Here is a 26,691-nt window from a genome sequence, read left to right as displayed (position 1 = left end):
GCGCGCGTCCGCTGCGTCACGGTCGGGGCGGGCGACGGGCCGCCCGGGGGCCGGCCGCCCGCCCACTCCAGGCCCTGCTTCGCGTACGCGTCGATCAGCGCCGTCCAGCGCGGCGGCAGCCAGCGCGTGCCGCTCGTCGTCATCGGCAGCCCGGCCTGCTGTTCCCGGAAGCGGGCCAGCAGCTCGGCGGGGGTCGGGCGGTGCCGGGGCTGCACGGCCAGGCACGGCCGGACCGTCGCGACCAGTTCCTTGGGCAGCCCGGTCAGATCGAGTTCGCCGCGCTGCACCCGGGCCAGCAGCCGGAGCGTGTCGCCGTCCGGGCGGTAGGGCGCCCGGCCGGTGGCCAGCAGGAAGAGCGTGGCACCCAGCGAGTACACGTCGGACGCGGCCGTGGACTCCTCGCCGCGCGCCTGCTCCGGTGACGTGAAGGCGATCGTGCCCAGCGTGAGGCCCGTCAGGGTGAGGTCGCTGGCGTGCGAGATGCCGAAGTCGATGACCCGGGGCCCGTCCAGCGGCAGCAGCACGTTCTGCGGCTTCACGTCGCGGTGGACGATCCCCACCCCGTGCAGCGTGACCAGGGCCTGGGCGGTGCCGGCCGCGATCCACCGGACGGCCGAGGCGGGCAGCACCCCGCAGGAGCGGACCAGTTCGGAGAGCGGGGGCGCGGCGATGTAGTCGATGGCCATCCAAGGCCGCGCGGCGTCCGGATCGGCGTCCCGCACCCGCGCGGTGAAGGCGCTGTCCACCCGCTGCGCGACCGCCACCTCACGGGCGAAGCGCCGGCGGTCGGTGTCGCTGACCCGGCCCTCCGCGAGGAGCGTCTTCACGGCGACGAGGTCCCGGCCGCCGGCCCTGGCCAGGTAGATCCGGCCCATCCCGCCGGACGCCAGCCGCCCGAGCAGCCGGTACGGCCCGAGCGTCACCGGGTCGTCCCCGCCCAGCGCTTCGATCCGCGCCCCGGCCATGTCGCTCCCCCTTCGCCCCAGCACCGCGCCCCACAACGGTGCCACGTCCGCGCGCGGACAGCCATGCGGCGAGGCAACTCCCGTACCGGACTGTTGCGTTACCGGTACCGGAGCCCGGTCCCGTACACGCGGCAGCGCCGCCGGGGGAGCGGCGGCGCTGCTGGCTCAGGGGGGTGGGTGGTTTACGGCAGGCCGTGGACGTGCGGGGCGACCGCGTTCGACCAGGCGTTGCCGGACGTGGCGTCCCAGTTGGTCGACCAGGTCATCGCGCCGCGGACCCCGGGGTACGTCTTCGACGGCTTGAAGCTGCCGCAGCCGGTGCCCTTGGTCAGGCAGTCCAGGGCCGCGTTCACGACCGACGGGGCGACGTAGCCGCTGCCCGCGCCCCGGGTGGAGGCGGGGACGCCGAGGCCGACCTGCGACGGGTCGAGGCCGCCCTCCAGCTGGATGCAGGCGAGCGCGGTGAGGAAGTCCACCGAGCCCTGCGAGTAGACCTTGCCGTCGCAGCCGAGCATGGAACCGCTGTTGTAGTACTGCATGTTGACGACGGTCAGGATGTCCTTGATGTTGAGCGCCGTCTTGAAGTACTCGCCCGCGGTGGACTGCATGTCGATGGTCTGCGGGGCCATCGTGATGACGAGGCCGGAGCCCGCCTTCTGCGACAGCGAACGCAGCGCCTTCGTCATGTACGTGGAGTTGAGGCCGTTCTCCAGGTCGATGTCGACGCCGTTGAAGCCGTACTCCTGGATCAGGGAGTAGACGGAGTTGGCGAAGTTGGCCGCGGACGCGTCGCTGTTGACCGAGACCGAGCCCTTCTCGCCGCCGACCGAGATGATGACGTTCTTGCCGGCCGCCTGCTTCGCCTTGATGTCGGCCTTGAACTGGTCGACGGTGTAGCCGTTCAGGCCGGCCGAGTCCAGGTTGAAGGTGACGGCGCCGGGCGTGGTCGTGGCGTCGGCGAAGGAGACCGCGATGATGTCGTAGTTCGCGGGCACGTCGCTGAGCTTCTGGACGGTCGCGCCGTTGTTGAAGTTCTGCCAGTAGCCGGTGACCGCGTGCTTCGGCACGGAGGTGCCCGGGTTCGGGTTGGTGCCACCGGACTTGGCGGTCCGGCCGCTGACGGTCGCCGACTTCACGGACTCACCGGCCGCGTTGGTGGCGGTCACCGCGAACTGGTACGCGGTGTCGGCCGCGAGACCGGTGACCGTGGCCGAGGTGCCGGTGGAGGTGGTCGCCTTCACGCCGTCCTTGTAGACGGTGTAGCCGGTCGCGCCGGACACCGCGTTCCAGGACAGGGCGACGGAGGACGTGGTGGTCGAGCCGACCGCGAGTCCGGCCGGGGCGCCGGGGATCGACGGGCCGGGGTCGGTGCCGCCGCCCCCGTCGGGGCCGGTCACCGAGAAGTCGTCCACGAAGTAGGCGGCCTGGCCGTACCAGCCGTGCGTGTACACGGTGACGGACGTGGTGTTCGCGCCGGTCGTGAAGCTGGTCTCCAGCTGCGTCCAGCCGGTGGAGCCGGGCGTCCACGTCGAGACGTCGGTGGTTCCGGTGCCGCTGGCGCCCAGGTACGCGTACCCGCCCTGCACCCAGGAGCTGAGCTGGTACGTCGAGTTGGGCTTGACGGCCACGGTCTGCGAGCACTTGGCGTTGTCCTGGCCGGCCGGGGTGGCCTTGAGGGCGGAGGTGCCGCCGTGCACGGGGGAGGAGACGGTGGTGCCGGAATTCCCGGTACACGTCCAGTTGGCGAGGCCCGATTCGAAGCCGGCGTTCTTGGCGACGTTGACGTCGGCGGCCTCGGCGCTGGTCACGAGCCCGGTGAGGGTCAGGGCGCCGGCCGCGACGACGGCCACGGCGGAGCCGAGGACCGGGCGGGTGCGGCGTCTTCTGCGGCTCGGGGCGGGGGAACGATCCACTTGCTGCCTCCGGGAGGAGTCGGGGATGGCGGGGGGACGACACGGGGGTGCCGGGGGTGTGGAATCGAGGAACGGTGGCCACCGCTGGCCGATAAACTGGTCCAGACCAATCAAGTTGTCAAGACCTCTGGCGGTCCCCGCTCCCCCCGGAACCGCCGAACACCTCATCACCCGTGCTCCACGGGCTTCTTGAAAGTGTTCTCTGTCCTGCCGTACGTGGATAAAGTGCTCAGGCGGGAGCATCCGAGCGGAAGCACCCGGCGGGAGCGAGTGCGGCCGGCGGTACGCGGCGGCCCGAGGAACGGGGAGCGGCGTGCCGACAGCCATAGCAGTGACCGGTCCCGGCCTCGTGCTGCCCCCGCAGGACCGCCAGACGCCCCCGGCGGTCGTCCTGCGCGCCCCCGGCGAACAGACCCTGGACCAGGCGCTGGACGACATGCAGCGCCTCCTGGAGCAGCACGGCCACGTCATCGCCGTCTACCCGGCCGGCCTCCCCGCCGCGCACGAGCGCCGGTTGCACACCGTCCGCTCGGTCCTGGAGAGCGACCGGATCGCCCTGCTCAGGTCGGACCTGCCGCCGCTCGGCGTGGCCGTCCTGGTGCGCCAGTTACGGCAGTTGTCCGTCTGCGACTTCAGCGCCGGGGTCGTCGCCTCCGCCGCGCGGCTGCTGTCCCACTACGTGCACGCCGGCGCGCTGCTCCACTCCGTGACCCGGCTCGACCGGGTGCCCGTCAGCCTCAAGACGCACGCCAAGTCCTGGGTCCCCGGCTCCCAGTTCGCCGTGCTCGCCAACCCGGAACCCCAGCTGGTCAGGGTCGGTACGGGGGAGCTGGGCGGCCCCCGCTTCGCCACCCATCTCCTCGTCGCCCGGGGGCAGTCCCCGTCGGAGTGGGTGACCGGCACACTGGCCCGGGCGTGGCAGGTGCGGGCGGTCCACGAGGCCGTGCTGCCCGACGAGTCCGCCGGCTGGTGGGGCACCCCGAAGATGATCGAGTTCGCGGCCTACCTGCCCGACATCTCACTCATCCACCAACTGGTCTCCTCGGTGCGCAGAGAGGTCTGCACCTGGTGCGGAAACGAACTCATCGGCGACCGCTGCGGCCTGTGCAACGCCCCCCTGACCCCGCCCGAGGACCGCACGCGCGGCCCCGCCGCCCTGAACCCATGAGGTCCCCCGCGAGCCCCGCCCCGTACCGCCCACCGGCCCACATATCCCCAACGAGGTTGCTCAGCCCATGAATTCACGGCAACGCCGCGGCGTCATCCTGCTCCTCCTGTCGGTCCTGTGCGCCCTCGCCGCCTTCGCCGGTGTGATCTGGGTGATCGGTGACGTGAACGCGAAGGTGGGCCCCGAGGTGACCGCGTACCGGGTCAGGACCACCATCGCGCCCTACAAGCCCCTGGAGGAGGACCAGTTCGAGAAGATCTCGATGCCCGAGCGCTGGCTCTCCAAGAGCGCCGTCACCGACCTCTCCGCGCTCCGCGGCAAGATCGCCGTCACGGAGCTGCACCCGGGTTCGCTGCTCCAGGACGACATGCTGGTCGACCGCCCGAAGCTGAAGAGCGGGCAGCAGGAGATCGCCATCATGATCGACGCCGCGACCGGCGTCGCCGGCAAGATCCGGCCGGGCAACCTCGTCAACATCTACGCCACCTTCGCCGGCCGCACCGAGAAGGAGAAGCCCACCTCGCGCGTCATCGTGGCCAACGCCCGGGTCATCGACGTCGGCCGGCTCACCTCCCTCGAACCCAAGCCGGAGGACCGCGGCGAAGGCCCCACCGAGGCCGTGCCGATCACCTTCGCCCTGGACACCGACGACGCCCAGCGCGTCGCCTACGCGGAGTCCTTCGCCGAACACGTGCGCCTGGCCCTGCTTCCCGCCGACAGCCCCACCACCCTGCGCCCGGGCGAGGGCAGCTACGACCTCGACGAAGACAAGACCAAGTGAGGACCGGATGAGCACACGCATCCTCCCGGCCGTCGGTGACGCCGACGCCGCCCGCGCCGTCTCCGGGCTCCTCGGCCAGCTCCCCGACGCGGAGCCGGCCGCCCCGCTCGGCGACTCCACCTCACTGCTCGACACCCTCGCCCGGCTCGCCGCCGAATCCCTGGACGAGCTGCCCGAGGTCGTCCTCGTGCACGAACGGATCGGCCCGGTCCCGGCCCTGGAGCTGATCCGGGAGGTGGCCCTGCGCTTCCCCGCCGTCGGCGTCGTCCTCGTCACCGCCGACACCAGCCCCGGGCTCTACTCGGCCGCCATGGACTCCGGCGCCCGCGGCCTGGTCGGGCTGCCCCTCTCGTACGAGGAGCTGGCGCAGCGCGTCCAGGCCGCGTCCGGCTGGTCCGTCGGCGTCCGCCGCCACCTCGGGGCCGGCGCCGAGCTGCACACCGGGCCCGGCGGCACCGTCGTCACCGTCAGCGGCGCCAAGGGCGGCGTCGGCACCACGGTCACCGCCGTCCAGCTGGCCCTGGCCGCCGCCGCCTCCGGGCACACCGTCGCGCTGGCCGACCTGGACCTCCAGTCGGGGGACGTCGCCTCCTACCTCGACGTGCAGTTCCGCCGGTCCGTGGTCGACCTCGCCACCATCCAGGACATCTCGCCCCGGGTCCTCCAGGACGCCCTGTACAACCACGACACCGGCGTCGCCCTGCTCCTCGCCCCGGCCGACGGCGAGCGCGGCGAGGACGTCACCGACCGCGTCGTACGCCAGACCGTCAGCGCCCTGCGCCACCGCTACGAGGTCGTCGTCATCGACTGCGGTACGTACATGAACTCGGCCAACGCCGCGGCGGTCGAGATGGCCGACCGCACCGTGCTCGTGACCACCCCGGACGTGATCGCCGTCCGGGCCGCCAAGCGCATGGTCCGCCTCTGGGACCGGCTCCAGGTCCGCAAGGCCGAGGAGACCATCACCCTCGTCAACCGGCACACCCGCCACACGGAGATCCAGCCCGCCCTGATCGAGAAGATCACCGCGACCAGGGTCGCCCGGATCGCCGTGCCGGCCAACTTCAAGGAGCTCCAGGCGGTGGTGGACGCCGGACGCCTCCAGGACCTGGACGCCAAGTCCACCGTGAAGCAGGCCCTCTGGGGGCTGGCCGGCGACCTCGGTCTGGTCAAGAACGCGGAGGCGGCCGCCCGGGCGGGCAGGCCGAAGGGCGAGCGCGGCGGGCCGGGCGGCCGGCGGGCGCGGGCGAAATGAACACCGAGGGGGAGTGGAGCGCCATGAACCTCTTACCCGCGCACCGGCGCCGGGCGGCGGCGGGCCGCGACGTCCGCTCCGACCGGGGCCAGACCGCCATCGAGTTCGTCGGCACCCTGCCCCTGATCCTCCTCACCCTCGCCCTGCTCTGGCAGGCGGGGCTCGTCTGCTACGCGTACATCCTCGCCGGGAACGCCGCCGACAAGGCCGTCCGGGCCGCCGCCGTCGCGGCGGGCGACCCCAAGGCGGCCTGCGAGCGGGCGGTCCACGAGGACGTCCCCGGCGGCTGGTCCGCGGTCGTGGAAGCCTGCGACGGCACCGGCGAGCTGGTCACCGTGCAGGTGCGCGTCGACGTACCGCTGCTGTTCCCCGGGGCGTTCAGCGTGCCCATGCACGCCACGGGCGAGGCCAAGGCCAGGAACGAGAGGCGGGACGCATGGTGACCCGGCGCCGCTCCGGCCCCCGGCAGCGCGGGCAGGCCGCCGTCGAGTACGTGGGCGTGCTCACCCTGCTCCTCCTCGTCGCGCTCGCCGTCGCGCAGCTCGGCATCGCCGTCTACGCCGCCCAGCAGGCGGGTACGGCCGCGCGGACCGCGGCCCGCGTGGCGTCGACCGAGGGGCAGACCGGCCGGGCGGGCGCGGTGGCCCGGGAGTCCATGAGCGGCTGGCTGGCCGACGGGGCCTCGGTCACCGAGGAGACCGGCGGCGAGGCCGTCACCGTACAGGTGCGCGTTTCCATCCCCAGCCTGCTGCCGGTGCTCTCCTTCGGCTCCGTCGAGAAGAGCGCCACCATGCCCCGCGACTGATCCCGACCGAAGCGGCGTCGACCGGAACGAAGGAGTTGAGCACATGAGCCTGCGGGCGCGCATCACCAGCCCCGAACCCGTCAACGGGATGAGCGAGGAGAGCCGGCTCGTCGGCGCCTACCGCGCCAAGCTGCTGGAGGAGATCGACCTCGCCGAGATGTCCGCCCTGGCGGCGGCCGACCGCAGGGCCCGGCTCGAACGCGTCCTCGGCCACATCATCAGCCGCGAGGGCCCCGTCCTGTCCTCCGCGGAGCGCTCGCAGCTCATCCGCCGGGTGGTGGACGAGGCGCTGGGCCTCGGCATCCTCGAACCGCTCCTGGAGGACGCCTCCATCAGCGAGATCATGGTCAACGGCCCCGAGCAGGTCTACGTGGAGCGCGGCGGCCGCCTCGAACTCCTCCCGATGCGCTTCTCCTCGAACGAGCAGCTGATGCAGACCATCGAGCGCATCGTCTCCACGGTCAACCGCCGCGTGGACGAGTCGAACCCGATGGTCGACGCCCGGCTCCCCTCCGGCGAACGCGTCAACGTGGTCATCCCCCCGCTGTCCCTGTCCGGCCCGATCCTCACCATCCGGCGCTTCCCCCGGGCCTTCACGCTCCAGGAGATGATCGCGCTCGGCTCGCTGGACGAGCACATGCTGCTGCTGCTCGCCGGCTTCGTCCGCGCCAAGTTCAACGTGATCGTCTCCGGCGCCACCGGCACCGGCAAGACGACCCTGCTCAACGCGCTCTCCGGGCTGATCCCCGACGGCGAGCGCATCGTCACCATCGAGGACTCCGCCGAGCTCCGGCTCCAGCAGTCCCACGTCATCACGCTGGAGAGCCGGCCGCCCAACGTCGAGGGCAAGGGCCGGGTCACCATCCGCGACCTCGTCCGCAACTCCCTGCGCATGCGGCCCGACCGCATCATCGTCGGCGAGGTCCGGGGCGGCGAGACCCTGGACATGCTCCAGGCCATGTCCACCGGCCACGACGGCTCCCTCGCCACCGTGCACGCCAACAGCGCGGAGGACGCGCTGATGCGGCTGCAGACCCTCAGCTCCATGTCCGAGGTCGAGATCCCGTTCGCCGCGATCCACGACCAGATCAACAGCGCCGTCGACGTGATCATCCAGCTGACCCGGCACGGCGACGGCTCCCGCCGCGTCACGGAGATCGCCGTCGTGGACTCGTACGGCCGCGAGGACTACCGGATCGTCTCCGTCTGCCGCTTCGACGCCCTGCCCATGGCGGCCGACGGGCGCGTGTACGGGCAGTTCGCGTACTTCCCCGTGCCCCGCCGGGTCGCGGACCGCTTCTACATGGCGAACGAGACGGTCCCCCCGGCGTTCGGGGTCGCCCACACGGACGAGCAACTGCTGACCCGTACCCCGACGGCCTGACCCCCTCCCCCCCTCGCTTGGAAGGCGCTTCCCGAGATGGACAACCTCCCGCTCCTGACGGTCGGCGTGACCCTGCTCGCCTGTGTGCTCGCCGTCGTCGGCCTGCATGTCCTCGCCTCCGGCAGGGAACAGCAGCGGGCCCTCATCGACCGCCTCTCCCGGACCGGCCCGCCGGCGATCGAGGGACGAGCCCGGCGCTTCCGCTCCATCGACCGCAAGCTCCGCCGGACCGGCCTCGGCAAGCGCATCGAACGGAAACTCGTCGTCACCGGGCTCGACCTCACCCCCGGCGAGTACGCGGTGTACGTCGCCGCCGCCCTGCTGGGGCTCTACTTCGTCACCGCGGCCGTCTTCGCCCCGTTCTTCGGGCTCCTCGCCGTCCTCATCGGCGCCTGGGGCGGCAACGCCTTCCTCGACTGGCAGCGCGCCAAACGCACCGAGGCGTTCATCGGCCAGCTCCCCGAGCTCACCCGGGTCCTCGCCAACGCCACCCAGGCCGGACTCGCCCTGCGCACCGCGATCTCCATGGCCGTCGAGGAGCTGGACGACCCCGCCCACGAGGAGCTGCGCCGCGTCGCCGACCGCCTGGCCATCGGCCACTCCCTGGACGACGCCCTCAACGAACTCGTGGAACGGCTGCCCTCCCGGGAGCTGACCGTCCTGGTCTCCACCCTCATCCTGTCCAACCGGGCGGGCGGCACCATCGTCTCCTCGCTGCGCAACCTCACCGACACGCTGGAGGAACGCAAGGAGACCCGGCGCGAGGTCACCACCCTCCTCTCGCAGGTGAAGGTCACCGCCGTCGCCGTACCCGTCCTCGGGCTGCTCTTCCTGCTCCTCATCAACACGATGAGGGGCGGCGCACTGGACGACATGGCCGCCGCGACGACCGGCCGCATCGCCATCGTCGTCGCCGCCGGCCTCTACGGCCTCGGCTTCTTCCTGATCAACCGCCTGACGCGCGTCCGCATCTGAGGGCCGGAAGGACACCCCCATGGAGATCCTGCTCGCCGCCGTCATGGGACTCGCCGTCCTCGGCGTCTTCCAGGGCGTCCGCATGTACCGCGCGGACGCCAAGCTCCCCGGCGACCTGGCCGTCGCCCTGGAGGTCGGCGCCAGCCGCACCAGCGCCGCCGGCTCGGCCATCGACCGCATCGGCATGCGGTACGCCCCCCGGGTCCTGTCGCTGATGGGCCCCCGGCGCGTCGACCGGATCCGCCGGAAGCTCGACATGGCCGGCAACCCGCGCGGCCTGACCGTCGACCGCTACGCCGCCCGGCGCGCGGTCTTCGGCGGCCTCGGCGTCCTGGCCGCCCTGGCCATGCTGATGAACGGGCAGGTGGTCCTGGCCGCCATCCTGCTCGTCTACGGCCTGTTCTGGACGGACGTGATCATCCGGGCGGCCATCGCCCGACGCAAGGACGACATCGAGCGCACCCTGCCCGACTTCCTGGACGTCCTCGCGGTCGTCGTCTCGGCCGGGCTCGGCTTCCGGCAGGCGCTGGAGCGGGTCGCGGAGAAGTACACCGGCCCGTGGTCCGACGAACTCCGCATCACCCTGCGCCAGATGGACATGGGCGTCAGCAGGCGCGACGCCTTCGACCAGCTCCGCCGCCGCAACGACTCCGAACAGGTCTCGATGTTCGTCTCCGCGCTCCAGCAGGGCGAGGAGCTGGGCGCGCCCATCGTCGACACCCTGATCCAGATCGCCAACGACATGCGCCGCACGGACGCCCAGAACGCCCGCCGCAAGGCGTCCAAGGCCGTCCCCAAGGCCACGCTGATCGTCACGAGCTTCATGCTCCCGGGCACGATCATCCTGATCGCGGTCGGGTTCTACTACGCGGCGAACGTGAACATCAACGAGATCTTCGGCAGCTGACCACGCGAAGCGCCTTCCCAGGAGGGCCATTTGTGGGACATTCGGAGCTGAGGGGGGGAGGGGCGGCATGGCTGAAAGCGATACGTCTGACGAGCCCCAGGAGTGGGAATGGGCCCGGAAGCCCACGAAGAGGGTCACTGCACCGACGTACGTTGCCCGCACCACGCGGGCCTATGGATCAACGTCGACCGATTCCCGGTCGGTCGAACCCGGAGGGGGACATCGCCATGAAGGACATCGCGCTCAGGGCGGCGGTGCGGACGCAGACTTATGTGAACCACTGGGCGAACACCACCGTGGACCGCATGAAGCGCCGGAAGGACGCGGGGCAGGGGGCGATCGAGTACGTCGGCATCACGATTCTGGTGGTGGCGATCGTGGTCGCCCTGCTGAACACGGACTTGGGCGCCACCATCGGGAACAAATTCACGGCGAAGATCAACTCGGTTCTCAACAGGTGACTGGCCGACGGAAGGCCGAAGCAGGGCAGGCCGCGCCGCTTTACATCACGGCGGTTGCGGGTGTGCTCCTTGTCGCGCTGGTTCTATTCGCGTTCGGCGAAGCCGATATTCGGCGCAATGGCGCACAGAGCGCGGCCGATGCCGCCGCGCTGGCTGCTGCCAAGGAATCGCGCAGCCTTCTGGAACCGGATCTGAAGACACATCTCACGGACCCCGAATACTTCGAATCCGTGTTTAGCACGTCCTTCCCCGGCGGAACGGGCGATGCTTGCTGGAAGGCGTCGGACTTCGCTGCCCGGAACGAGGCGGGCGCCGTCCGATGCCGTCCACTGGCCGATGGCAGATGGGGCTACGTAGTCCGTCTGAAATCGGCCAAGGGAATGAGCACGGACATCGTGCCGGGCACGGAAGGCAGAAAGGCGGAAGCCACGGCCGTGGCCGTGGTCGAGCCCCGTTGTGCTTTCGTCCCGGTAGAGACTCCAGCCCCCGATGCCGACCCGGATGCGGACGAGGATCCGCCATCGGCGTCGATCGGCAGGATTCATTGTGCCGGCGGCCTTGATTGGTCGGTCGACCCGGAGGATCCGACGCTCGTCCCGGACGTGGCCGACCTCTTCACCGTACGCCTGGCCGAAGACTGACTGAGACTGACCGCAAAGGATAGGGATCGATGACTGCTCGGTACGTGAGGAAAGCGCGCCGGTCCGGTGCCGCCGCGCTCTTGGTGGCGACATTGGCCTTCTCTGCGGCTGCGTGTGGTGGCGACGCAGACGGCAGCGGCCAGGACAAGGGAGCATCGGCTGAGACGTCACAGGGTTCCGGGAAGGCGAAGAGCAAGTCCGCTGAGGCGACTCCGGAAACCGACACGGTCCTGGCGACCGTCAAGGGGGACTCCGGTGTGGAGATGGTCATCACTTCCGCGATGCGCGATTCGGGTGGATTCCTGACGGTAAACGGGCAGTTCAAGAACACGGGAAGTGGTGCCTACACCACACCGATTCAATGGAGCGGCCGGGAAACTGCAGTCGCGGCCAACGGCCGGTCGCTCGCTGCGATGATGCTGGTGGATGCGCAGGCGAAGAAGCGCTACTACGTCCTTCGTGACACGGACAACCGCCCGCTGACAACGAGCGGCTACGAGCCGAGCATCGAGGCCGGTGCCACTCTCACGTTCTTCGCCCAGTTCCCCGCGCCCGAGGCGTCCACCCACGAAGTGGGCATCCAGTTCCCCGGCTTCCCCAACGCAACGATCGAGATCTCCGGATGACCCCCCGCCGCGTCACGACAACCCTCCTCGCCGGGGTGGTCGCCCTGGGGGTCGTCGGGGTGGTGGCCCCGCACGCGGTTGCCGGTGACAGTCCTTACCCCTCCGCGTCCGCCGAACCCCCCGTCGAGATCGACCCCCACGACACCGACCTGAAGCTTCCCGAGGGCGCCACCCTCGCCCCGCCCAAAGTCCTCGACATCAAGTCCGTCATCGAGGACCTCGGCGGCGAGGAGCGCCGTGAGGACACCAACGCCGACATCAAGTTCGCCCTCCAGGCGGAGGTGCTCTTCGGCAAGGACAGCGCCAAGCTCAGCGGTGAGGCCAAGGGGCGGATCAACGCCATCGCCGAGGAGATCAAGCGGCAGGACGCCAAGAAGGTCAGGGTGTTCGGGTTCACCGACGACCTCGGCTCGTCCGAGCACGGTGACGTGCTGTCCAAGAAGCGCGCCGAGGCCGTCCACAACGTGCTGGACGAGGCGCTCGGCGGTACCGGGATCACGTTCGAGATCCGGGGTTACGGCGAGGACTACCCGATCGCGAGCAACGAGGACGAGGAGGGCCGCCGGAAGAACCGCCGTGTGGAGGTCTCCTTCCAGCGCGGCGAGACCGAGACCGGCTCGCAGAGCTGACCCGCACCGCGCGGCGGCGGCCCCCGCCGGGGCCGCCGCCGCGCAGGGCATCAGTACAGGGCCTTGTAGATGTTGAAGCCGTAGCCGATCCGTACCCGCTTCTTCAGCGTGCCCGTCCCGGTGGACGTGTACCGGTACAGGTCGCCGTAGCCGTTGACCCCGACCAGGTCGGCCTTGCCGTCACCGTTGAGGTCGCCGACGGCGGCGAACTTGTTGTAGATGTCGAAGCCGGAGCCGATCTTGACGCGCGCCTTCAGGGGCGCGGACGCCTTCCCGGTGCCCTCGTACAGGTACAGCGTGCCGTCCTTGGCGATCGCCACCACGTCCGCCCGGCCGTCACCCGTGAGGTCTCCGGCGCCGACGATGTGGCGGTACGAGCCGTAGCCGTAACCCACCTTGACCTTCGCCGCGAGCGCGGTGCCCTCGTCCTTCCCCTGGTACAGGAACAGGTCGCCCTTGGTGTCGCGTGCGAGGACGTCACCCGCGCCGTCCCCGCTCAGGTCGCCGGGGCCGATGAGGTCGTTGTAGGCGCCCCAGCCGTCGCTGATCCGCTTGTACTCCCTGTACAGCGAACCGTCGCGCACCTCGAGGTTGTCGGGACGCCCGTCGTCACCGAGGGAGGAGGCGACCCGCACCCACTCCTCGTCGGAGAATTCGAAACGCCTGGCGCGGGGGAAGAACTCGCCGGTGTTCCTGGAGTCGTACTCGTACCCGGCGCCCTCGGGTGTGACCCCCATGAGGCCGCGCTTGCCGGTGTCCGGGTTGCCGCCCGCCCCGACGAACATGGCCGCCTTCTGCCACCCGAACGTGCCGTGGATCCGTGCCCGGTAGTGGCCGTAGCCGGAGAAGCGGTAGAGGTACGTGTCGCCGTTCGGCGTGCGGCCCATGAGGTCGCCGTAGCCGTCCCCGTTGATGTCGTCGACACCCACGAGCTGGTTGTACGTGTCGAACCCGTAGCCGATCTTGGACGCGTCCTTGAAGGGCTTCGACGCGTTGCCGGTGCCCATGTGGAAGTACAGGTCACCGGAAGGAGTCCGGGTGACGACGTCGCCGATCCCGTCGCCGGTGGAGTCGTTCAGGCCGACGATCTGGTCGTACGCGTTCCAGCCGGAGGCCACCTTGACGGCGGGTTCGAAGGGCTGGCCCTCGATGCGTCCGGTGGAGACGTAGAGGTAGACGTCACCGGCGGGCGTGCGTGCGAGCAGGTCGTTGTGGCCGTCGCCGGTCAGGTCGCCCGGCGCGACGATCTTGTTGTACTTCTGCCAGCCCGTCCCGGACCAGGTGGGAGTGCCTCCTGTCGGGTCCATGCCGACGATCGGGTGCAGCGTGAGCGTGCCGGACGCCGTCAGGGTGAGGAGCTCGGGCATGCCGTCACCCTGCAGGTCACCCGGGGCGATGATGTCCTTGAACTGGGTCGCTTCGTCCCGGGGCTCCGCGAACCCGACGGGGTAGTCCGCCACCACCCCGCCCACCGACTGGAACAGGTGCCCGTCGCGGGTCTGGTAGAGGATGTCGCTCTTGCCGTCGCCGGTGATGTCCATGCGCGGCGTCGAGCCGACGGCCTTCGGAGCGTCGGCGCCCTTCGCGTCGTCGGCCGAGGCCGGGGCCGCCAGCAGCATGCCGGCGGAGACGACGAGAGCGGTGCAGGCCGCGATGCGCCGCGCGCGCTTCGAGCGCGCGGCGCCGGTGCGGCCGGATGTGAGTGAAGACAGGTGCAAAGCCCCCCCAGGGGTAGTCCATGAGTAGGTGACCAGCGGGACAGAAGTGGTTCCGTCGTACATCAGCTGGCGTTCATATGACTGGTGCTGGACCTCTTTGGAGGGGTCTGGTTTCAGCCATCGAATCCGTGACTTACAGGCCAGTCATGCCGCTTCGGTACGTTCCACCACCCGTCCGCCGTCCAGTTCCAGCCGCCTGCCGGGGAAACGGTCCCGCAGCCGCCGGTCGTGCGTGACGACGACCACCGCACCGCCGAACCCGGCCAGCGCACCCTCCAGCTCCTCCACCAGTGCCGGGGAGAGGTGGTTCGTCGGCTCGTCCAGCAGCAGCAGGTCGACGGGTTCGCCGACCAGGCGGGCCAGTTCGATCCGGCGCCGCTGCCCGTAGGACAGCTCGCCCACCCTCAGGCGCAGGTCCGCCGGGCCGAACAGGCCCAGCGACAGCAGGTGTTCCGTGTGTGCGTCGAGGTCGCCGCCGCGCCCGTGGGCGTACGCCTCCGGGAGCGTCAGACCGGCCGGCCACGGCGTCTCCTCCTGGCGCAGGTGCCCGACCCGGCCCCGCGTCCGCACGCTCCCCGCGTCCGGGCGCAGCTCACCCGCGAGCACCCGCATCAGCGTCGACTTGCCGGCCCCGTTCGCCCCCGTGACCAGCAGCCGTTCGGTGCCGCCGATCCGCAGTGCGGGCACGGAGAGGCGGTGGCCGACGCGGACCCCGGCCAGCTCCGCCGCGACCCGGGGTGCGGACGCCTCGGCCGTGGCCACCCGGGCGGCGAACACCAGCGGATCCGGCGGCGGCGCGACCGGCCGTTCCGTGAGCCGTTCGACGCGCTCCTTCGCGTTGCGGATGCGGACCATCGCCCCGTGCCCCCGCCCCCGCGCCCGGAACCCGCCGTGCCCGAACACGCTGAGCGGCACCTTGCGCGGGATCGCGTCCAGCCGGGCCACGTTGCAGGCGGCCAGCTCCCGGTTGCGGGACAACTCGTCGCGCCAGTCCTCGTACTCCCGCAGCCGGCGCCGGCGATCGGCGGCCTTCGCGGCGAGGTAACCCTCGTAGCCGTCCCCGTACCGGGTCACCCGGCCCTCGCCGACCTCCAGGATCGTCGTGGTGACCCGTTCCAGGAACACCCGGTCGTGCGTCACCGCGAGCACGGTGCCCCGGTGCGCCCGCAGGTGGTTCTCCAGCCAGGCCACCGCCCGGTCGTCCAGGTCGTTGGTCGGCTCGTCGAGCAGCAGCAGCTCCGGCCGGGAGGCCAGCGTCCCCGCCAGCGCAAGCCGCGACCGCTCGCCGCCCGACAGGGTGGACAGCGGCCGGTCCCGGTCCAGGCCGGGCAGCCCGAGCCCGTGCAGGGCGATGTCCACCCGCGCGTCGGCCTCGTAACCGGCCCGCGCCTCGTACCGCGCGACGAGCCGTGCGTACGCCTCCAGCGCGGCGGTCAGCTCCGCCCCGGCCAGGCCCGCGAGCCCGGCCTCGGCCCGGCGCATCCGGGCCTCCAGCTCCCGCAGCCCGGCGAGCGCCGCGTCCACCGCGTCCTGGACGGTGGCCCCGGCGGGCAGGGCGAGCGACTGGGCGAGGTAGCCCGTGCCGCCGGGCGCGACGACGGTCAGCGCACCGTTGTCGGGCCGGTCGAGGCCGGCGACGAGCCGGAGCAGCGTGGACTTGCCGGCCCCGTTGTCGCCGATGACGCCGGCCCGCTCGCCGGGCCTGACGGTGAAGGTGACGTCGTCCAGCACGACGCGGTCGTCGTAGCGGCGGGTGACGTTCTGAAGTGTGAGTTGTCCGGTGTGCAAGAGAAGCCCCTGATTCTCGGCCCGTGCCGATCGACGCCGCGGTGGTCGGGGCGCGTCCGCGCACGCCGACGGCACACCGGGCCGCGTGCCGGAACGGCAGGCAGGCGTCACGGAGCCGCAAGGGCGTGGAAGTGCGGACGCGCGGGAGAATGCGCTACTGCGGAGCCGAGCTCAACGCAGGCGCAGGGGGAGTATCACAGAGAACCCATGCGCACCAAGGTAGGCGGGGGCCGGGGCAGCGGCAAGCGCTTTTCGGTCGCTCAGCGCTCGCTTTCCGCCGAGAGCTCCGCCTGGAGGTCCGCGTCGCGCATCCCCGGCAGCTCGTACCCCTTGGCCTCGTCCCACTCGACGTCCAGGTCGTCCATGTGCACATGCCAGTCGGCGTCCGGCAGCGCCCGGCGCAACTCCGTGACCGAGTCCAGCACATGGGCGACCACCGGCAGCAGCCGGCCGGGGTCGAACGGCATCTTGGTGGAGCCGTCGAGGACGGTCCCCGGCTCCGCCGCGCCGGGGTCGTACAGGTACAGGCTCTCCTCGTCCTCGTACGGGAACGACGCCCGGCGCTCGGCGACGACACGGGTGACGGTGGCCGACTCGGACCCGCTCAGCGGGGTGGCACGGCGCGCGGTGTAGTAGAGGGAGACGCTCATAGGGGGGAGCGTACGGGCGGGGTACGACAACGAGGGGCCGAAGGTTCCTCCCGGTGCGGAAACGGGTGTACCGCAGGGGAACCCGAGCAGAAGAGGAGAGGCGGGGGGCGGGCCCGGCCCGTACCCCGGCGCCGTCCCCTCCCGCACCGCTCACTCCCCGGAGCCGCAATCGTGTCCAGCCAGTCCAGCGGCACCGCCGCCGGGGCCCCGCCCCACCCGCACAGATCCGCGCAGACCGGCCCCGGAAGGGTCCGGCGCTGGCCGCTCGCGCTGCGCCGCACGCCCGTCTCGCTGTGGAACGACGACATATCGGACTGGGCCGCGGCCCTCACGTACTACGCGATCCTCGCCCTGTTGCCCGCGCTCCTGGTGACCGTGTCCGTCATCGGACTCGCCAGCCCCGGCGCCACCGGCGCGCTGATCGCCGACATCACCGCCTTCGCGCCCGCCGAGGCCGCCACCGCGCTGCGCGAGCCGCTGGAGGCCGCCACCCAGCAGCGCACCGCCGTCTGGCTGCTCGTCGCGACCGGGTCCGTCAGCGCGCTGTGGTCCGCGTGCAGCTACCTCGCGGTGTTCCGGCGGGCGCTGCACGCCATGCACGGGGTACAGGACACCCGGCCGGCGCTGCGCCAGGCGCACATCATCGTGGCGTGGGCGGTCGGGCTGCTCCTGCTGATGATGGCCAGCGCGTTCGCCCTCGTGCTCACCGGACCGCTGGCGCGCTGGGCGGGGCACCGGCTGGGCGTGACCCACGTGGGGGACGCGGTGTGGGCGGTGCTGAAGTGGCCGCTGCTGCTGTGCCTGGTCGCCGGGCTGATCACGGTCCTCTTCCGCACCGGCCCGGAGCCGGCCCGCCGGGCCCGTCAGGCGCTGCCCGGCGGGGTACTCGCCGCGCTGCTGTGGCTGGCCGCGTCGGCGGGGTTCGCGCTCTACGCCACGTACATCGGCTCCTACAGCCGGCTGTACGGCTCCCTCGCGGGGCTCGTGGTGTTCCTGATCTGGGTGTGGTTCACCAACCTGGCGCTGCTGTCCGGGGCCCAGTTCAACGTCGAGCTGGACCGGGCCCGGCGCGGCTGAGGGCTGTCCCGCGTTCCCGGCCGGCGCGCGGCGTCCGCTACGGCACCGGGAACGGCGGGCCGGCCCTCAGTCTCCCGTCGTCCCGTCCACGATCTCGCGGATGATGTCGATGTGGCCGTTGTGACGGGCCGTCTCCTCGACGAGGTGCAGCAGGATCCAGCGCAGATCGGGCGCCGAGCCGTTCGAGCGCTTCCGCTCGGCACGCGTGTCCAGGTCGTGGGCCGCGACCAGTTCCCGGTAGCGGGCGCACTGCTCCTCGTACTCCCGCAGCACATCGGCGAGCGGCAGGTCGACGGCGATCCGCATCTCGCGGTCCGGGTCCTCGTCCGTCCACGGACCCTCGTCCTCGCCGCCGAGGAAGACGACCTCGAACCAGTAGTACTCGACCCAGCGCAGATGGTTGACCACCCCCGCGAGCGTCATCAGCGGCGAGCCGGGCAGGGGCGCCCGCACGGCGTCCTCCTGCGAAAGCCCTTCGCACTTGGCCACCGCGGTGGCGCGGGTGTAGTCGAGGAACGTGGTCAGCTGGGTGCGCTCGTCCCATGCGGGAGGCGTGTCGGTGCGTGTCATCGCCGCACAGCCTCCCGGGGCGGGGCGGGGTTGTCCACCGCTTATGCCTCGGCGCGCGGGGCCGGATCCCGCAGCGCCGGATGCCCGGGGCCGAGGAACACGGCGATGTCCGGGCCTTCCGCCGGGCCGGGCACCCGGCGCCAGCCGAGCCTCCGGTAGAGGCGCACCGCGGGCTCGGCGTCCGCAGAGGTCAGCAGCCAGCAGCGGCCCCCGGGCGCGGACGCGGTGACGGACTCCAGGAGCGCGGCCGCCAGGCCGGTCCCCCGGGCGCGCGGGCTGAGCGCGAGTTCGTCCACCTCCAGCGCGCCGACGAGCCAGGCCGCCGTCCGCTCGGGGCCCAGGAGCGAGGCGACGGCCGCGTAGGCCCGGGTGGAGGGGAAGGGGGAGCCGGTGGTCCAGGCCGTCGCGAACCCCACCACCGAGCCGGCGTCCGGGGCGTCCGGGGAGCCGCTCAGCGCGAGTGCGGCCCTGAATCCGGGACGGGCGGCGTCCTCCGCCAGGCGCAGGACATAGCCCTCGGCCTGATCCGGGTCCTCGTGCCACGGCGGGCCCGCGAACGCCTCCGCGTAGGTCTGCCGTATCCCGTCCTGCCGCGCCAACAGCGCGTCACCGCCGCTCGGTTGCACCCACATGCCCATGTCGCGACTCCCCGCCCGCCCCCGCCCCGCGGACCGACCGGCCCGTCCGGCGAGTCTACGAGCCGGCCGCGCGACCGGGGGCGCCCCCGCACGGGCCCCCTGGATCCGAGCCCCGGACCACGGGTTGCCCGTACGCTCGGATACCGACCACCCGCCGGCCCCACGGCGCCGCCCTGTGCGGTGTCCCGGGCGGGGCGGGCAGCCACCACGAGTACCGAGGTGACGCGCCGATGAGTGACGGTTTCTTCTGCTCGTACCACCTGTGCTGGAGCCGCCCCGACGCCGAATCGCTGCTCGGCGACCTGGAGGCGGCGGGGGTGCGGGCGGACCACCCGGTCACCCGGCGCATCACCCTGGTCAGCCCCGGCACCGACCCGTCCGGTACGCAGTCCTGGGTGAGCCGGGACCAACTCGTGCTGCTGACCGGGCTGCAACGCCTGGACCGGGTCGACTTCCTGCTCTGGCTGCCCGGCGGCGAGGAGATACGGGCCACGGCCGGCCGGGGCGACGACGGCACGGTGGAGCTGCGCTTCGGCCTCGGCACGCTGGACCGCGACGCCCGGGAACGGGTGGTCCGCGCGGTGCGCGAGGCGATCGGGCGGGCCTCACTGCTCTGCGTCGGCTTCGTGCTCGACCGCGAGGGCGCGTCGGCGGCCACCGACTGGGCGGGCTTCATCGTCAAGGGGTCGGTGTACTTCGACTGCTGGCCGGACACGCTCGCGGTGCTGCCCGAAGTGGCCGCCGCCCAGCCGCAGCTGTCCGGCGTGAACTCCTTCCAGCAGTCACCGTGGGTCGTCTACGGCAGCGACGTCCCCCGCAGGTGACCCCTCACGGGGACTGCTCGACCCGGACCTGCACACCCGGTCGCAGCCCCCACGCCGCCATCGCGCCCGCCTCCGCCTCGATCACATGCCGGCCGCGCGGCCGGGGCAGCCCGAGCCGGCCCGGCTTCATGGTGTGGACCGCCAGCACGTTGAACTTCCGGTCCAGGTAGGCCACATCGATGGTGAACCGCATCCGGAAGGAGTGCACGCTCCCGCACGGCGTGATCATCAGCGCCCCGTCGACCCCGTCCCGCCCGAGCAGCCCGCGCGCCCGGTGCCGGTAGGACGCCGCGATCCGCAGCGGCACCCGGGTCTCGGTCACCCCGTCCCGGTCCGTGATCGTCAGCGTCCCCGTGCCATCGCGCCATCCAGCCATGGCCCGACGTTAGCGGCGCCGGTCCGCCGCCGGGCCCGAATCCACAGCCACAACCCCCGTCCGGGGCGCGCCGATTAGGATCGCTGGGGTGTACGCCATGCTGACAGGGGCCGCCGCACTCTGGGGCGCCGCGACCGGGCTCCTGGTCCCGCGCGCCGCCTACCGGTTCGCCGTTCCGCCCGGCGAACCGTGGCGGGACGCCTGCCCGGCGGGCCACCCCCTCACCGGCCCCGCCCGCGCCTGGCTGGGCGCGACACGCTGCGGCGGGTGCGCGGAGGGGGCGGTCGCGGAGGTGCGTACGGGAGCCGCCGGCGCGGTACCGGACGAGGAGGCACCCACCGCACCCGCCCCCCGCTACGCCCCCCACCGTTTCGCCCCCCTCGTCACCGCGCTCGCCTGTGCCGCCCTCTCCTGGGCCACCGGGACGCGGCCCGAGCTGGCGGCCTGGCTGCTGCTCGCCCCGGTCGCCGTGCTCCTCGCGAGCATCGACCACCGCGTGCACCGGCTGCCCGACGGGCTGACCCTGCCGGCCGCCGGAGCCGCCGCCGTACTCCTGGGCCTGGCCGCACTGCTGCCGGAACACGCGGGCTCCTGGCTCTCCGCCCTCCTCGGCGGACTCGCCCTGGGCGCGTTCTACCTCCTGCTCTTCCTCATCAACCCGGTCGGCATGGGCTTCGGCGACGTCAAACTGGCCCTCTCCGTGGGCACGGTCCTCGGCTGGTACGGCTGGACCGTGGTCTTCGCGGGCGGCTTCGCGGGTTTCCTGCTGGGCGCGGTGTACGGGGCGGCGCTCGTCGCGCTGCGTCGCGCGGGCCGCAAGACGGGCATTCCGTTCGGCCCGTTCATGATCGCGGGAGCGTTCCTGGGGCTGCTGTTCGGGGGGCTGGCGGCCTGAGCGAAGCGGAGCCAGGAGTCCCGCCCGCAGCCAGGTGGCCAGCCGCCACCGCCGGTGCCCCGGCCCACCCGTAATGCGGTCGCGGCCGGCCGGGGGCGGCTGGGACGATGGCTCCATGACCGCAGCGCCCGACGCCACCCCGCCCACCCCCGGCGAAGCCGACCGGTTCGACGCCCTGGTCGCGGAGGCGGACAGCGTCTCCGTCGACGGATGGGACTTCTCCTGGCTCGACGGGCGGGCCACCGAGCAGCGGCCCTCCTGGGGGTACGCGCGGGCCATGGGGGAGCGGATGGGGCGGGCGCGGGCCGCGCTCGACATCCAGACGGGCGGGGGCGAGGTGCTGGCCTCCGTGCCGGAGCTGCCGCCGCTCGCCGTCGCCACCGAGTCCTGGCCGCCGAACATCGCGCGGGCGACCGCGCTGCTGCACCCGCGCGGGGTGGCCGTCGTCGCGGACGAGGACGAGCCGCCGCTGCCGTTCGGGGACGGGGCCTTCGACCTGGTGGTCAGCCGGCATCCGGTGACCACGTGGTGGGAGGAGATCGCCCGGGTGCTGGCGCCCGGTGGCACGTACTTCTCGCAACAGGTGGGCCCGGCGAGCGTCTTCGAACTGGTCGAGTACTTCCTCGGGCCGCAGCCCCCGGAGGTGCGCGGCGCGCGCGACCCGGAACGGGCGCGGGCCGACGCCGAGGCGGCCGGGCTCGACGTCGTGGACCTCCGGTCGGAGCGGCTGCGCACCGAGTTCCACGACATCGGGGCCGTCGTCTACTTCCTGCGCAAGGTGATCTGGATGGTGCCCGGCTTCACCGTCGAGCGGTACCGGGCCCCACTCGCCGCGCTGCACCACCGGCTGGAGACCGGGGGCCCGTTCGTCGCCCACACCACCCGCTTCCTGATCGAGGCCCGCAAGCCCGCGTGAGACCGGCGCCCCCGTACGGCCCGAAGGATGGCACTCTGGTCGCGAGCGCTCGCGGAAGGAGCAGGCCATGGACCTCGGCACCGACGGAAACGCCGCGCACGGCCCGCGCCGGGGCGGCGCCGAGTGGCTCAAGGGGGCCAGGATCGTCCGCGTGCTCGGGATCTTCTACCGCCCCGAGGGCCGGATGGGCGAGCCCGAGGCCGTCTCGTTCGTGCTGGACGACGGCCAGTCGGTCCGCCTGACCTGCGCCTCCGACGGCACCCTGCACGTGGGCGCCGGCACCTGGCCGCAGCTGCCCGACTGGTGTGTGCCCGCCGCCCAGTGGGAGTTCGCCGGGCTGGCCGGCCTGCCGGAGGCTCCGGAGGGCGGCTGGACGGTGCTGAGTACGGAGGAACGCCGGGACGAGCGGGGCGAGGTCCACGAGGCCGTGATCCGCTGCGAGGGCGGCCGCTTCGTGGTCGTCGGCGGGGACACCGTGGGTGTCCGCTTCACCCGGGGCCACCGGGGCGCGGCATCCACGACGTGACGCGACGTCATGGTGCCGGGGGGGGCAACTCTCCCCGCCGCACGCGCGCGGGGCGCCGCGCAGCGCGGTGACGCCAACCCGCACTACGCCTTCCACTCGTCCGCCGTGTCCCTCGGGACCCTCCGCGTGGACGGCTCGCTGGACGGCATGGTCAACGTACTCGTCAACGCGGAGGCGCACGGTCGCTACATGGAGGGAACGGGCTGTGTGAAGCCCCGGGGCGGCCCCTGACGAGCGGAATGTGGACATCCTGTGGACGTCTCGAGCGTGTCCCCGGTGCCCGTCCCGGGTTGGGTGGTGTTCCCGCAGGTCAGGGGCTTGTGCCAGGGGTCCGGTCGATGACCGGAGCGAAGCCTCTCACTCTCGGAGAGTAATTATTTCGCGTCGCGGCACCCAGCATCACTTACGAAGGGTTATGGTGGAAACCCCCCCTCGGGCCGGTCCGTAACCCCCCCCACGGACCGGCCCGTTTTTTTCTGCCCGGCAACGGGGCCGGGCGCCCGCTCAGCCCCGCGCGGCCCAGATGTTGGTGCCCTCGGTGTCGACGGCGAAGGCGTCGATCTCCTTCAGCTCCTCGGCCGACAGCTCCGGGCCCGCCAGCGCCGCGACGTTCTCCTCCAGCTGCCCCACGCTCGACGCGCCGATCAGGGCGGACGTCATCCGGCTGTCGCGCAGCACCCACGTCAGGGCCAGCTGGGCGAGCGACTGGCCCCGACGGCGCGCGATGTCGTTCAGCCCGTTCAGCCGGCGCACCACCTCCTGCGACAGCAGGTCCGGGTCGAGCGACTTGCCCTGCGTGGCGCGGGAACCCTCCGGGATGCCGTTCAGGTACTTGCCGGTCAGCAGCCCCTGGGCCAGCGGTACGAAGGAGATGCAGCCCATCCCGGCCGCCTCCAGCGTGTCGAGGAGCCCGTCCTCCTCGGTCCAGCGGTTGATCATCGAGTAGGACGGCTGGTGGATCAGGGCCGGCACGCCCATCTCGCGCAGCAGCCGCGCCGCCTCGGCGGTCTGCGCCGAGTTGTACGAGGACACCCCCACGTACAGCGCCTTGCCCTGCTGCACGGCGGAGGCCAGCGCCCCCATCGTCTCCTCCAGCGGAGTCTCCGGGTCGAAGCGGTGTGAGTAGAAGATGTCGACGTAGTCCAGGCCCATCCGCTTCAGCGAGGCGTCCAGCGACGACAGCAGGTACTTGCGCGAGCCCCACTCCCCGTACGGCCCGGGGTGCATCTCGTACCCCGCCTTGGTCGAGACCAGCAGTTCGTCCCGGTACGGGGCGAAGTCCTGGCGGAAGAGCTTGCCGAAGTTCAGCTCGGCCGAGCCGGCCGGCGGGCCGTAGTTGTTGGCCAGGTCGAAATGGGTCACACCCAGGTCGAAGGCGCGGCGCAGGATGGCCCGCTGGGAGCCGAGCGCCCGGTCGTCGCCGAAGTTGTGCCAGAGGCCGAGCGAGACGGCCGGCAGCTTCAGACCGCTGCGTCCGCTGCGCCGGTACTCCATGGAGTCGTAGCGGGTCGGGGCGGCCTGGTAGGGGGAGGAGGAATCAGTCACGTTTCCCTCCTTATCACGGACTTGTGACAGGCCGGGTTGGGTGGGTGCGGGGCCAGCGCAGTAATGTGGCCTGACGGGACTGCCATGACACGGCGGGGCGATCCGCCCCCTTCCAGTGCGGCGATCCGATCCCCAGGGGACGACCCCGGACCCCTGACGCGGGGCCGGCGGGCCCGCACGGAACCGAGAGGTGGACTCAGTGAACTTGCGCGACCTGGTGTACGGGCTCTACGCGCGCCGGGTGGAGGCCCGCCTCGACCACTCCCAGGTGCCCAAGCACATCGGCGTCATCCTCGACGGCAACCGCCGCTGGGCCAAGGCGTCCGGCGGCACGGCGGCCGAGGGCCACCAGGCCGGGGCCGAGAAGATCAAGGAACTCCTGGGCTGGTGCAGCGAGACCGACGTCGAGGTCGTCACGCTCTGGATGCTGTCCACCGACAACTTCGACCGGCCCGAGGCCGAGCTGACACCCCTCCTCGGCATCATCGAGAACACGGTGCGCGGCCTGGCCGCGGACGGCCGCTGGCGGGTCCACCACGTCGGCACGCTCGACCTGCTGCCCGCCCACACCCAGACCGTCCTCAAGGAGGCCGAGCAGGCCACGGTCGGAGTAGACGGGATACTCGTCAACGTCGCCGTGGGCTACGGAGGCCGGCAGGAGATCGCCGACGCCGTCCGCTCCCTGCTCCTGGAACACTCCGCCAAGGGCACCTCCTTCGAGGACCTGGCCGAGATCGTCTCCACCGACCTCATCTCCGAGCACCTCTACACCCGCGGCCAGCCCGACCCCGACCTCGTCATCCGCACCAGCGGCGAGCAGCGTCTCTCCGGGTTCATGCTCTGGCAGAGCGCGCACTCCGAGTACTACTTCTGCGAGGTCTTCTGGCCGGCCTTCCGCCGGGTCGACTTCCTGCGGGCGCTGCGCGACTACGCCGCCCGCCACCGCCGCTACGGAGGCTGAGTCGGGCGGGGTCCGCCCCGCGGTCCCCCGGAAGAGATCCGGTCGGCATGGCCGGCCGGGTAAGAGGGCATATCCCTGACAGGCCGGCGCCCGGTCACCAGCCGGGTGGGCGCCGATGACAAGTGGGATGCCACGCGACGCCCGCCGTCGCACCCCGACCTCTTCCGAGGGGGTACGTCCTTCCGTGGTGACCAGCACAAAGCGCCGCCTGCCCGACAGGCGCACCTACGTTCTCGACACCAGCGTCCTGCTGGCCGATCCGAACGCCATGGCCCGCTTCGACGAGCACGAGGTCGTGCTCCCGGTCGTCGTGGTCACGGAACTGGAGGCCAAACGGCACCATCCGGAGCTCGGCTACTTCGCCCGCCAGGCCCTGCGCCTGCTGGACGACTTCCGGGTCCGCTACGGACGGCTGGACGCGCCGATCCCCCTCGGGGACCTCGGCGGGACGCTCCGCGTCGAGCTCAACCACTCCGATCCCGGCGTCCTGCCCGCCGGCTACCGGTTGGGGGACAACGACTCGCGGATCCTCGCGGTCGCGCGCAACCTCCAGGCCGAGGGGTACGACGTCACGGTCGTCTCCAAGGACCTCCCGCTGCGCATCAAGGCGTCATCGGTAGGACTCCTCGCCGAGGAGTACCGCGCGGAGCTGGCGATCACCGACTCCGGCTGGACGGGCATGTCCGAACTGTCCCTCGCCGCCGACCAGGTGGACCTGCTCTTCGCCGAGGAGACGCTGTACGTCCCCGAGGCCGCCGAACTGCCCGTGCACACCGGCCTGGTCCTCCAGTCCGAACGCGGCAAGGCGCTCGGCCGGGTCACCCCCGAGGGCAACGTGCGGCTCGTCCGCGGCGACCGGGAGGCGTTCGGCATCCACGGCCGCAGCGCCGAGCAGCGCATCGCCCTGGACCTGCTGCTCGACCAGGAGGTGGGCATCGTCTCGCTGGGCGGCCGGGCCGGCACCGGCAAGTCGGCGCTGGCGCTCTGCGCGGGGCTCGAAGCGGTGCTGGAGCGCGGGCAGCACAAGAAGGTGATGGTCTTCCGCCCGCTGTACGCGGTGGGCGGGCAGGAGCTCGGCTATCTCCCCGGCAGCGAGGCCGAGAAGATGAGCCCCTGGGCGCAGGCGGTCTTCGACACCCTCTCGGCCGTCTCCGGGCGCGAGGTGATCGAGGAGGTGCTGGGGCGCGGCATGCTGGAGATCCTGCCGCTCACCCACATCCGGGGCCGTTCGCTGCACGACGCCTTCGTGATCGTCGACGAGGCCCAGTCGCTCGAACGGAACGTCCTGCTGACCGTGTTGTCCAGGATCGGCACGAATTCCCGGGTCGTTCTCACCCATGACGTGGCCCAGCGGGACAACCTCAGGGTCGGCCGTTACGACGGTGTGGTCGCCGTGGTCGAGAAGCTGAAGGGGCATCCGCTCTTCGCCCATGTCACGCTCACGCGCTCGGAGCGTTCCCGCATCGCCGCGCTGGTGACCGAAATGCTGGAGGAAGGTCAGATCTGATACGGGTTGGGACGTTGACGCCGCCCGGCGGGCCAAGCAGCCTAGCCGGGCGGCGGCGTGTTGCGGCGCCTTTTCCGTCAATCAGGTCCGCCAAACGGGGTGTGACCTTTCCCACGCAACGGAGAATTGCTTCCCGCGGTCCGGTTCCGGCAGAGTCTTGCTTCCGTCAGGCCCCGCATACGGCACACCG

The 26,691-nt window shown here is 71.9% G+C and carries 29 protein-coding genes; 20 read left to right on the top strand and 9 right to left on the bottom strand.

Features of this window, described 5'->3' with window-relative positions:
* A partial coding sequence (locus G3I41_RS23880) for a serine/threonine-protein kinase (protein WP_164402444.1) occupies nt 1-965 on the bottom strand: 965 nt, incomplete at its 3' end.
* A 182-nt stretch (nt 966-1,147) separates the two neighbouring features.
* The gene (locus G3I41_RS23875) at nt 1,148-2,878 is read right to left on the bottom strand and encodes a glycoside hydrolase family 18 protein (protein WP_343242215.1); all 1,731 of its coding nucleotides are present in this window, start codon (nt 2,876-2,878) and stop codon (nt 1,148-1,150) included.
* A gap of 331 nt (nt 2,879-3,209) precedes the next feature.
* On the opposite strand from G3I41_RS23875, the gene G3I41_RS23870 reads away from it, so the two are divergent.
* The 12 genes from G3I41_RS23870 (at nt 3,210) to G3I41_RS23815 (ending at nt 12,510) form a co-directional block, all read left to right on the top strand.
* Entirely contained in the window at nt 3,210-4,046 is an 837-nt protein-coding gene (locus G3I41_RS23870) for a hypothetical protein (RefSeq protein WP_164402447.1), read from the top strand.
* Between the two features lie 67 nt (nt 4,047-4,113).
* A complete protein-coding gene (gene cpaB / locus G3I41_RS23865; protein ID WP_164402443.1) occupies nt 4,114-4,827 on the top strand; it encodes a Flp pilus assembly protein CpaB in 714 nt (237 codons plus the stop codon).
* 7 nt (nt 4,828-4,834) lie between these two features.
* Entirely contained in the window at nt 4,835-6,082 is a 1,248-nt protein-coding gene (locus G3I41_RS23860) for an AAA family ATPase (RefSeq protein WP_164402442.1), read from the top strand.
* Between the two features lie 23 nt (nt 6,083-6,105).
* Nucleotides 6,106-6,525 (top strand): TadE/TadG family type IV pilus assembly protein, encoded by a 420-nt coding sequence (locus G3I41_RS23855; protein WP_164402441.1) that lies wholly within the window; start codon nt 6,106-6,108, stop codon nt 6,523-6,525.
* Nucleotides 6,519-6,887 (top strand): TadE/TadG family type IV pilus assembly protein, encoded by a 369-nt coding sequence (locus G3I41_RS23850; RefSeq protein WP_164402440.1) that lies wholly within the window; start codon nt 6,519-6,521, stop codon nt 6,885-6,887. Before G3I41_RS23855 ends, G3I41_RS23850 begins: the two co-directional genes overlap by 7 nt.
* Nucleotides 6,888-6,930: 43 nt before the next feature.
* Nucleotides 6,931-8,271 carry a CpaF family protein gene (locus G3I41_RS23845; RefSeq protein ID WP_164402439.1) on the top strand — a complete coding sequence of 447 codons (1,341 nt, stop codon included), beginning with the start codon at nt 6,931-6,933 and terminating at the stop codon, nt 8,269-8,271.
* A gap of 36 nt (nt 8,272-8,307) precedes the next feature.
* Nucleotides 8,308-9,246 (top strand): type II secretion system F family protein, encoded by a 939-nt coding sequence (locus tag G3I41_RS23840; RefSeq protein WP_164402438.1) that lies wholly within the window; start codon nt 8,308-8,310, stop codon nt 9,244-9,246.
* Nucleotides 9,247-9,265: 19 nt separating this feature from the next.
* Nucleotides 9,266-10,153, top strand: coding sequence for a DUF5936 domain-containing protein (locus G3I41_RS23835; RefSeq protein WP_164402437.1), 888 nt, complete (start codon nt 9,266-9,268; stop codon nt 10,151-10,153).
* A gap of 227 nt (nt 10,154-10,380) precedes the next feature.
* Complete coding sequence (locus tag G3I41_RS23830) at nt 10,381-10,614, top strand: hypothetical protein (RefSeq protein ID WP_164402436.1); 234 nt, start codon at nt 10,381-10,383, stop codon at nt 10,612-10,614.
* Entirely contained in the window at nt 10,611-11,255 is a 645-nt protein-coding gene (locus G3I41_RS23825) for a pilus assembly protein TadG-related protein (protein WP_164402435.1), read from the top strand. The genes G3I41_RS23830 and G3I41_RS23825 overlap by 4 nt, the downstream gene beginning before the upstream one ends.
* Before the next feature lie 29 nt (nt 11,256-11,284).
* Complete coding sequence (locus tag G3I41_RS23820; protein ID WP_203601556.1) at nt 11,285-11,881, top strand: hypothetical protein; 597 nt, start codon at nt 11,285-11,287, stop codon at nt 11,879-11,881.
* The gene (locus G3I41_RS23815; protein ID WP_164402434.1) at nt 11,878-12,510 is read left to right on the top strand and encodes an OmpA family protein; all 633 of its coding nucleotides are present in this window, start codon (nt 11,878-11,880) and stop codon (nt 12,508-12,510) included. Before G3I41_RS23820 ends, G3I41_RS23815 begins: the two co-directional genes overlap by 4 nt.
* A 50-nt stretch (nt 12,511-12,560) precedes the next feature.
* Here the strand turns inward: G3I41_RS23815 and G3I41_RS23810 are convergent, their stop codons facing one another.
* From G3I41_RS23810 to G3I41_RS23800, 3 genes are all read right to left on the bottom strand, one after another.
* Nucleotides 12,561-14,228 carry a VCBS repeat-containing protein gene (locus G3I41_RS23810; RefSeq protein WP_164402433.1) on the bottom strand — a complete coding sequence of 556 codons (1,668 nt, stop codon included), beginning with the start codon at nt 14,226-14,228 and terminating at the stop codon, nt 12,561-12,563.
* Nucleotides 14,229-14,372: 144 nt separating this feature from the next.
* A complete protein-coding gene (locus G3I41_RS23805) occupies nt 14,373-16,016 on the bottom strand; it encodes a TlrC/CarA/OleB/SrmB family ABC-F type ribosomal protection protein (RefSeq protein WP_164402432.1) in 1,644 nt (547 codons plus the stop codon).
* Nucleotides 16,017-16,276: 260 nt separating this feature from the next.
* The gene (locus G3I41_RS23800) at nt 16,277-16,666 is read right to left on the bottom strand and encodes a hypothetical protein (protein WP_164402431.1); all 390 of its coding nucleotides are present in this window, start codon (nt 16,664-16,666) and stop codon (nt 16,277-16,279) included.
* A 171-nt stretch (nt 16,667-16,837) separates the two neighbouring features.
* Here G3I41_RS23800 and G3I41_RS23795 point away from each other — a divergent pair, with 171 nt between their 5' ends.
* Complete coding sequence (locus tag G3I41_RS23795) at nt 16,838-17,743, top strand: YihY/virulence factor BrkB family protein (RefSeq protein ID WP_164402430.1); 906 nt, start codon at nt 16,838-16,840, stop codon at nt 17,741-17,743.
* 66 nt (nt 17,744-17,809) lie between these two features.
* Here G3I41_RS23795 and G3I41_RS23790 read toward each other — a convergent pair whose 3' ends face one another.
* Together G3I41_RS23790 and G3I41_RS23785 are read right to left on the bottom strand one after the other, a co-directional pair.
* Entirely contained in the window at nt 17,810-18,313 is a 504-nt protein-coding gene (locus G3I41_RS23790) for a DinB family protein (protein ID WP_164402429.1), read from the bottom strand.
* Nucleotides 18,314-18,354: 41 nt separating this feature from the next.
* On the bottom strand, nt 18,355-18,951 hold the full coding sequence (locus G3I41_RS23785; protein WP_164402428.1) for a GNAT family N-acetyltransferase: 597 nt from the start codon (nt 18,949-18,951) through the stop codon (nt 18,355-18,357).
* Between the two features lie 230 nt (nt 18,952-19,181).
* On the opposite strand from G3I41_RS23785, the gene G3I41_RS23780 reads away from it, so the two are divergent.
* Entirely contained in the window at nt 19,182-19,775 is a 594-nt protein-coding gene (locus G3I41_RS23780) for a hypothetical protein (protein WP_164402427.1), read from the top strand.
* 4 nt (nt 19,776-19,779) lie between these two features.
* Here the strand turns inward: G3I41_RS23780 and G3I41_RS23775 are convergent, their stop codons facing one another.
* Complete coding sequence (locus G3I41_RS23775) at nt 19,780-20,151, bottom strand: DUF192 domain-containing protein (protein WP_203601555.1); 372 nt, start codon at nt 20,149-20,151, stop codon at nt 19,780-19,782.
* A 97-nt stretch (nt 20,152-20,248) separates the two neighbouring features.
* Between G3I41_RS23775 and G3I41_RS23770 the strand changes: the two genes are divergently transcribed.
* From G3I41_RS23770 to G3I41_RS37515, 4 genes are all read left to right on the top strand, one after another.
* Entirely contained in the window at nt 20,249-21,046 is a 798-nt protein-coding gene (locus G3I41_RS23770; protein WP_164402426.1) for an A24 family peptidase, read from the top strand.
* Between the two features lie 115 nt (nt 21,047-21,161).
* On the top strand, nt 21,162-21,962 hold the full coding sequence (locus tag G3I41_RS23765; RefSeq protein WP_164402425.1) for a class I SAM-dependent methyltransferase: 801 nt from the start codon (nt 21,162-21,164) through the stop codon (nt 21,960-21,962).
* Between the two features lie 67 nt (nt 21,963-22,029).
* Nucleotides 22,030-22,488 carry a hypothetical protein gene (locus tag G3I41_RS23760; RefSeq protein WP_164402424.1) on the top strand — a complete coding sequence of 153 codons (459 nt, stop codon included), beginning with the start codon at nt 22,030-22,032 and terminating at the stop codon, nt 22,486-22,488.
* A 105-nt stretch (nt 22,489-22,593) separates the two neighbouring features.
* Complete coding sequence (locus tag G3I41_RS37515; protein WP_275408442.1) at nt 22,594-22,719, top strand: hypothetical protein; 126 nt, start codon at nt 22,594-22,596, stop codon at nt 22,717-22,719.
* A gap of 273 nt (nt 22,720-22,992) precedes the next feature.
* Here the strand turns inward: G3I41_RS37515 and mgrA are convergent, their stop codons facing one another.
* Nucleotides 22,993-24,033 (bottom strand): L-glyceraldehyde 3-phosphate reductase, encoded by a 1,041-nt coding sequence (gene mgrA, locus G3I41_RS23755; protein WP_164402423.1) that lies wholly within the window; start codon nt 24,031-24,033, stop codon nt 22,993-22,995.
* A 199-nt stretch (nt 24,034-24,232) separates the two neighbouring features.
* Between mgrA and G3I41_RS23750 the strand changes: the two genes are divergently transcribed.
* Nucleotides 24,233-24,994, top strand: a complete 762-nt coding sequence (locus G3I41_RS23750; protein WP_164402422.1) for an isoprenyl transferase — start codon at nt 24,233-24,235, stop codon at nt 24,992-24,994.
* Nucleotides 24,995-25,178: 184 nt separating this feature from the next.
* Nucleotides 25,179-26,501 (top strand): PhoH family protein, encoded by a 1,323-nt coding sequence (locus G3I41_RS23745; RefSeq protein WP_164402421.1) that lies wholly within the window; start codon nt 25,179-25,181, stop codon nt 26,499-26,501.
* Nucleotides 26,502-26,691: the final 190 nt, after the last annotated feature.

Source organism: Streptomyces sp. SID9727, assembly GCF_010550605.1.
GTDB lineage: Bacteria > Actinomycetota > Actinomycetes > Streptomycetales > Streptomycetaceae > Streptomyces.
The sequence above is the reverse complement of the archived record's forward strand: the minus strand, read 5'-3'. Positions and strand labels throughout refer to the sequence as shown.

Bases quoted from the DNA above. Each gene is read 5' to 3' on its own strand.
- G3I41_RS23815 (WP_164402434.1), top strand. From the start codon at position 11,878: ATGACCCCCCGCCGCGTCACGACAACCCTCCTCGCCGGGGTGGTCGCC.
- cpaB (WP_164402443.1), top strand. From the start codon at position 4,114: ATGAATTCACGGCAACGCCGCGGCGTCATCCTGCTCCTCCTGTCGGTC.
- G3I41_RS23820 (WP_203601556.1), top strand. From the start codon at position 11,285: ATGACTGCTCGGTACGTGAGGAAAGCGCGCCGGTCCGGTGCCGCCGCG.
- G3I41_RS23775 (WP_203601555.1), bottom strand. From the start codon at position 20,151: ATGGCTGGATGGCGCGATGGCACGGGGACGCTGACGATCACGGACCGG.
- G3I41_RS23760 (WP_164402424.1), top strand. From the start codon at position 22,030: ATGGACCTCGGCACCGACGGAAACGCCGCGCACGGCCCGCGCCGGGGC.
- G3I41_RS23850 (WP_164402440.1), top strand. From the start codon at position 6,519: ATGGTGACCCGGCGCCGCTCCGGCCCCCGGCAGCGCGGGCAGGCCGCC.
- G3I41_RS23770 (WP_164402426.1), top strand. From the start codon at position 20,249: ATGCTGACAGGGGCCGCCGCACTCTGGGGCGCCGCGACCGGGCTCCTG.
- G3I41_RS23855 (WP_164402441.1), top strand. From the start codon at position 6,106: ATGAACCTCTTACCCGCGCACCGGCGCCGGGCGGCGGCGGGCCGCGAC.
- G3I41_RS23790 (WP_164402429.1), bottom strand. From the start codon at position 18,313: ATGACACGCACCGACACGCCTCCCGCATGGGACGAGCGCACCCAGCTG.
- G3I41_RS23830 (WP_164402436.1), top strand. From the start codon at position 10,381: ATGAAGGACATCGCGCTCAGGGCGGCGGTGCGGACGCAGACTTATGTG.
- G3I41_RS23800 (WP_164402431.1), bottom strand. From the start codon at position 16,666: ATGAGCGTCTCCCTCTACTACACCGCGCGCCGTGCCACCCCGCTGAGC.
- G3I41_RS23780 (WP_164402427.1), top strand. From the start codon at position 19,182: ATGAGTGACGGTTTCTTCTGCTCGTACCACCTGTGCTGGAGCCGCCCC.
- G3I41_RS23840 (WP_164402438.1), top strand. From the start codon at position 8,308: ATGGACAACCTCCCGCTCCTGACGGTCGGCGTGACCCTGCTCGCCTGT.
- G3I41_RS23835 (WP_164402437.1), top strand. From the start codon at position 9,266: ATGGAGATCCTGCTCGCCGCCGTCATGGGACTCGCCGTCCTCGGCGTC.
- G3I41_RS23845 (WP_164402439.1), top strand. From the start codon at position 6,931: ATGAGCCTGCGGGCGCGCATCACCAGCCCCGAACCCGTCAACGGGATG.
- G3I41_RS23860 (WP_164402442.1), top strand. From the start codon at position 4,835: ATGAGCACACGCATCCTCCCGGCCGTCGGTGACGCCGACGCCGCCCGC.
- G3I41_RS23785 (WP_164402428.1), bottom strand. From the start codon at position 18,951: ATGGGCATGTGGGTGCAACCGAGCGGCGGTGACGCGCTGTTGGCGCGG.
- G3I41_RS23765 (WP_164402425.1), top strand. From the start codon at position 21,162: ATGACCGCAGCGCCCGACGCCACCCCGCCCACCCCCGGCGAAGCCGAC.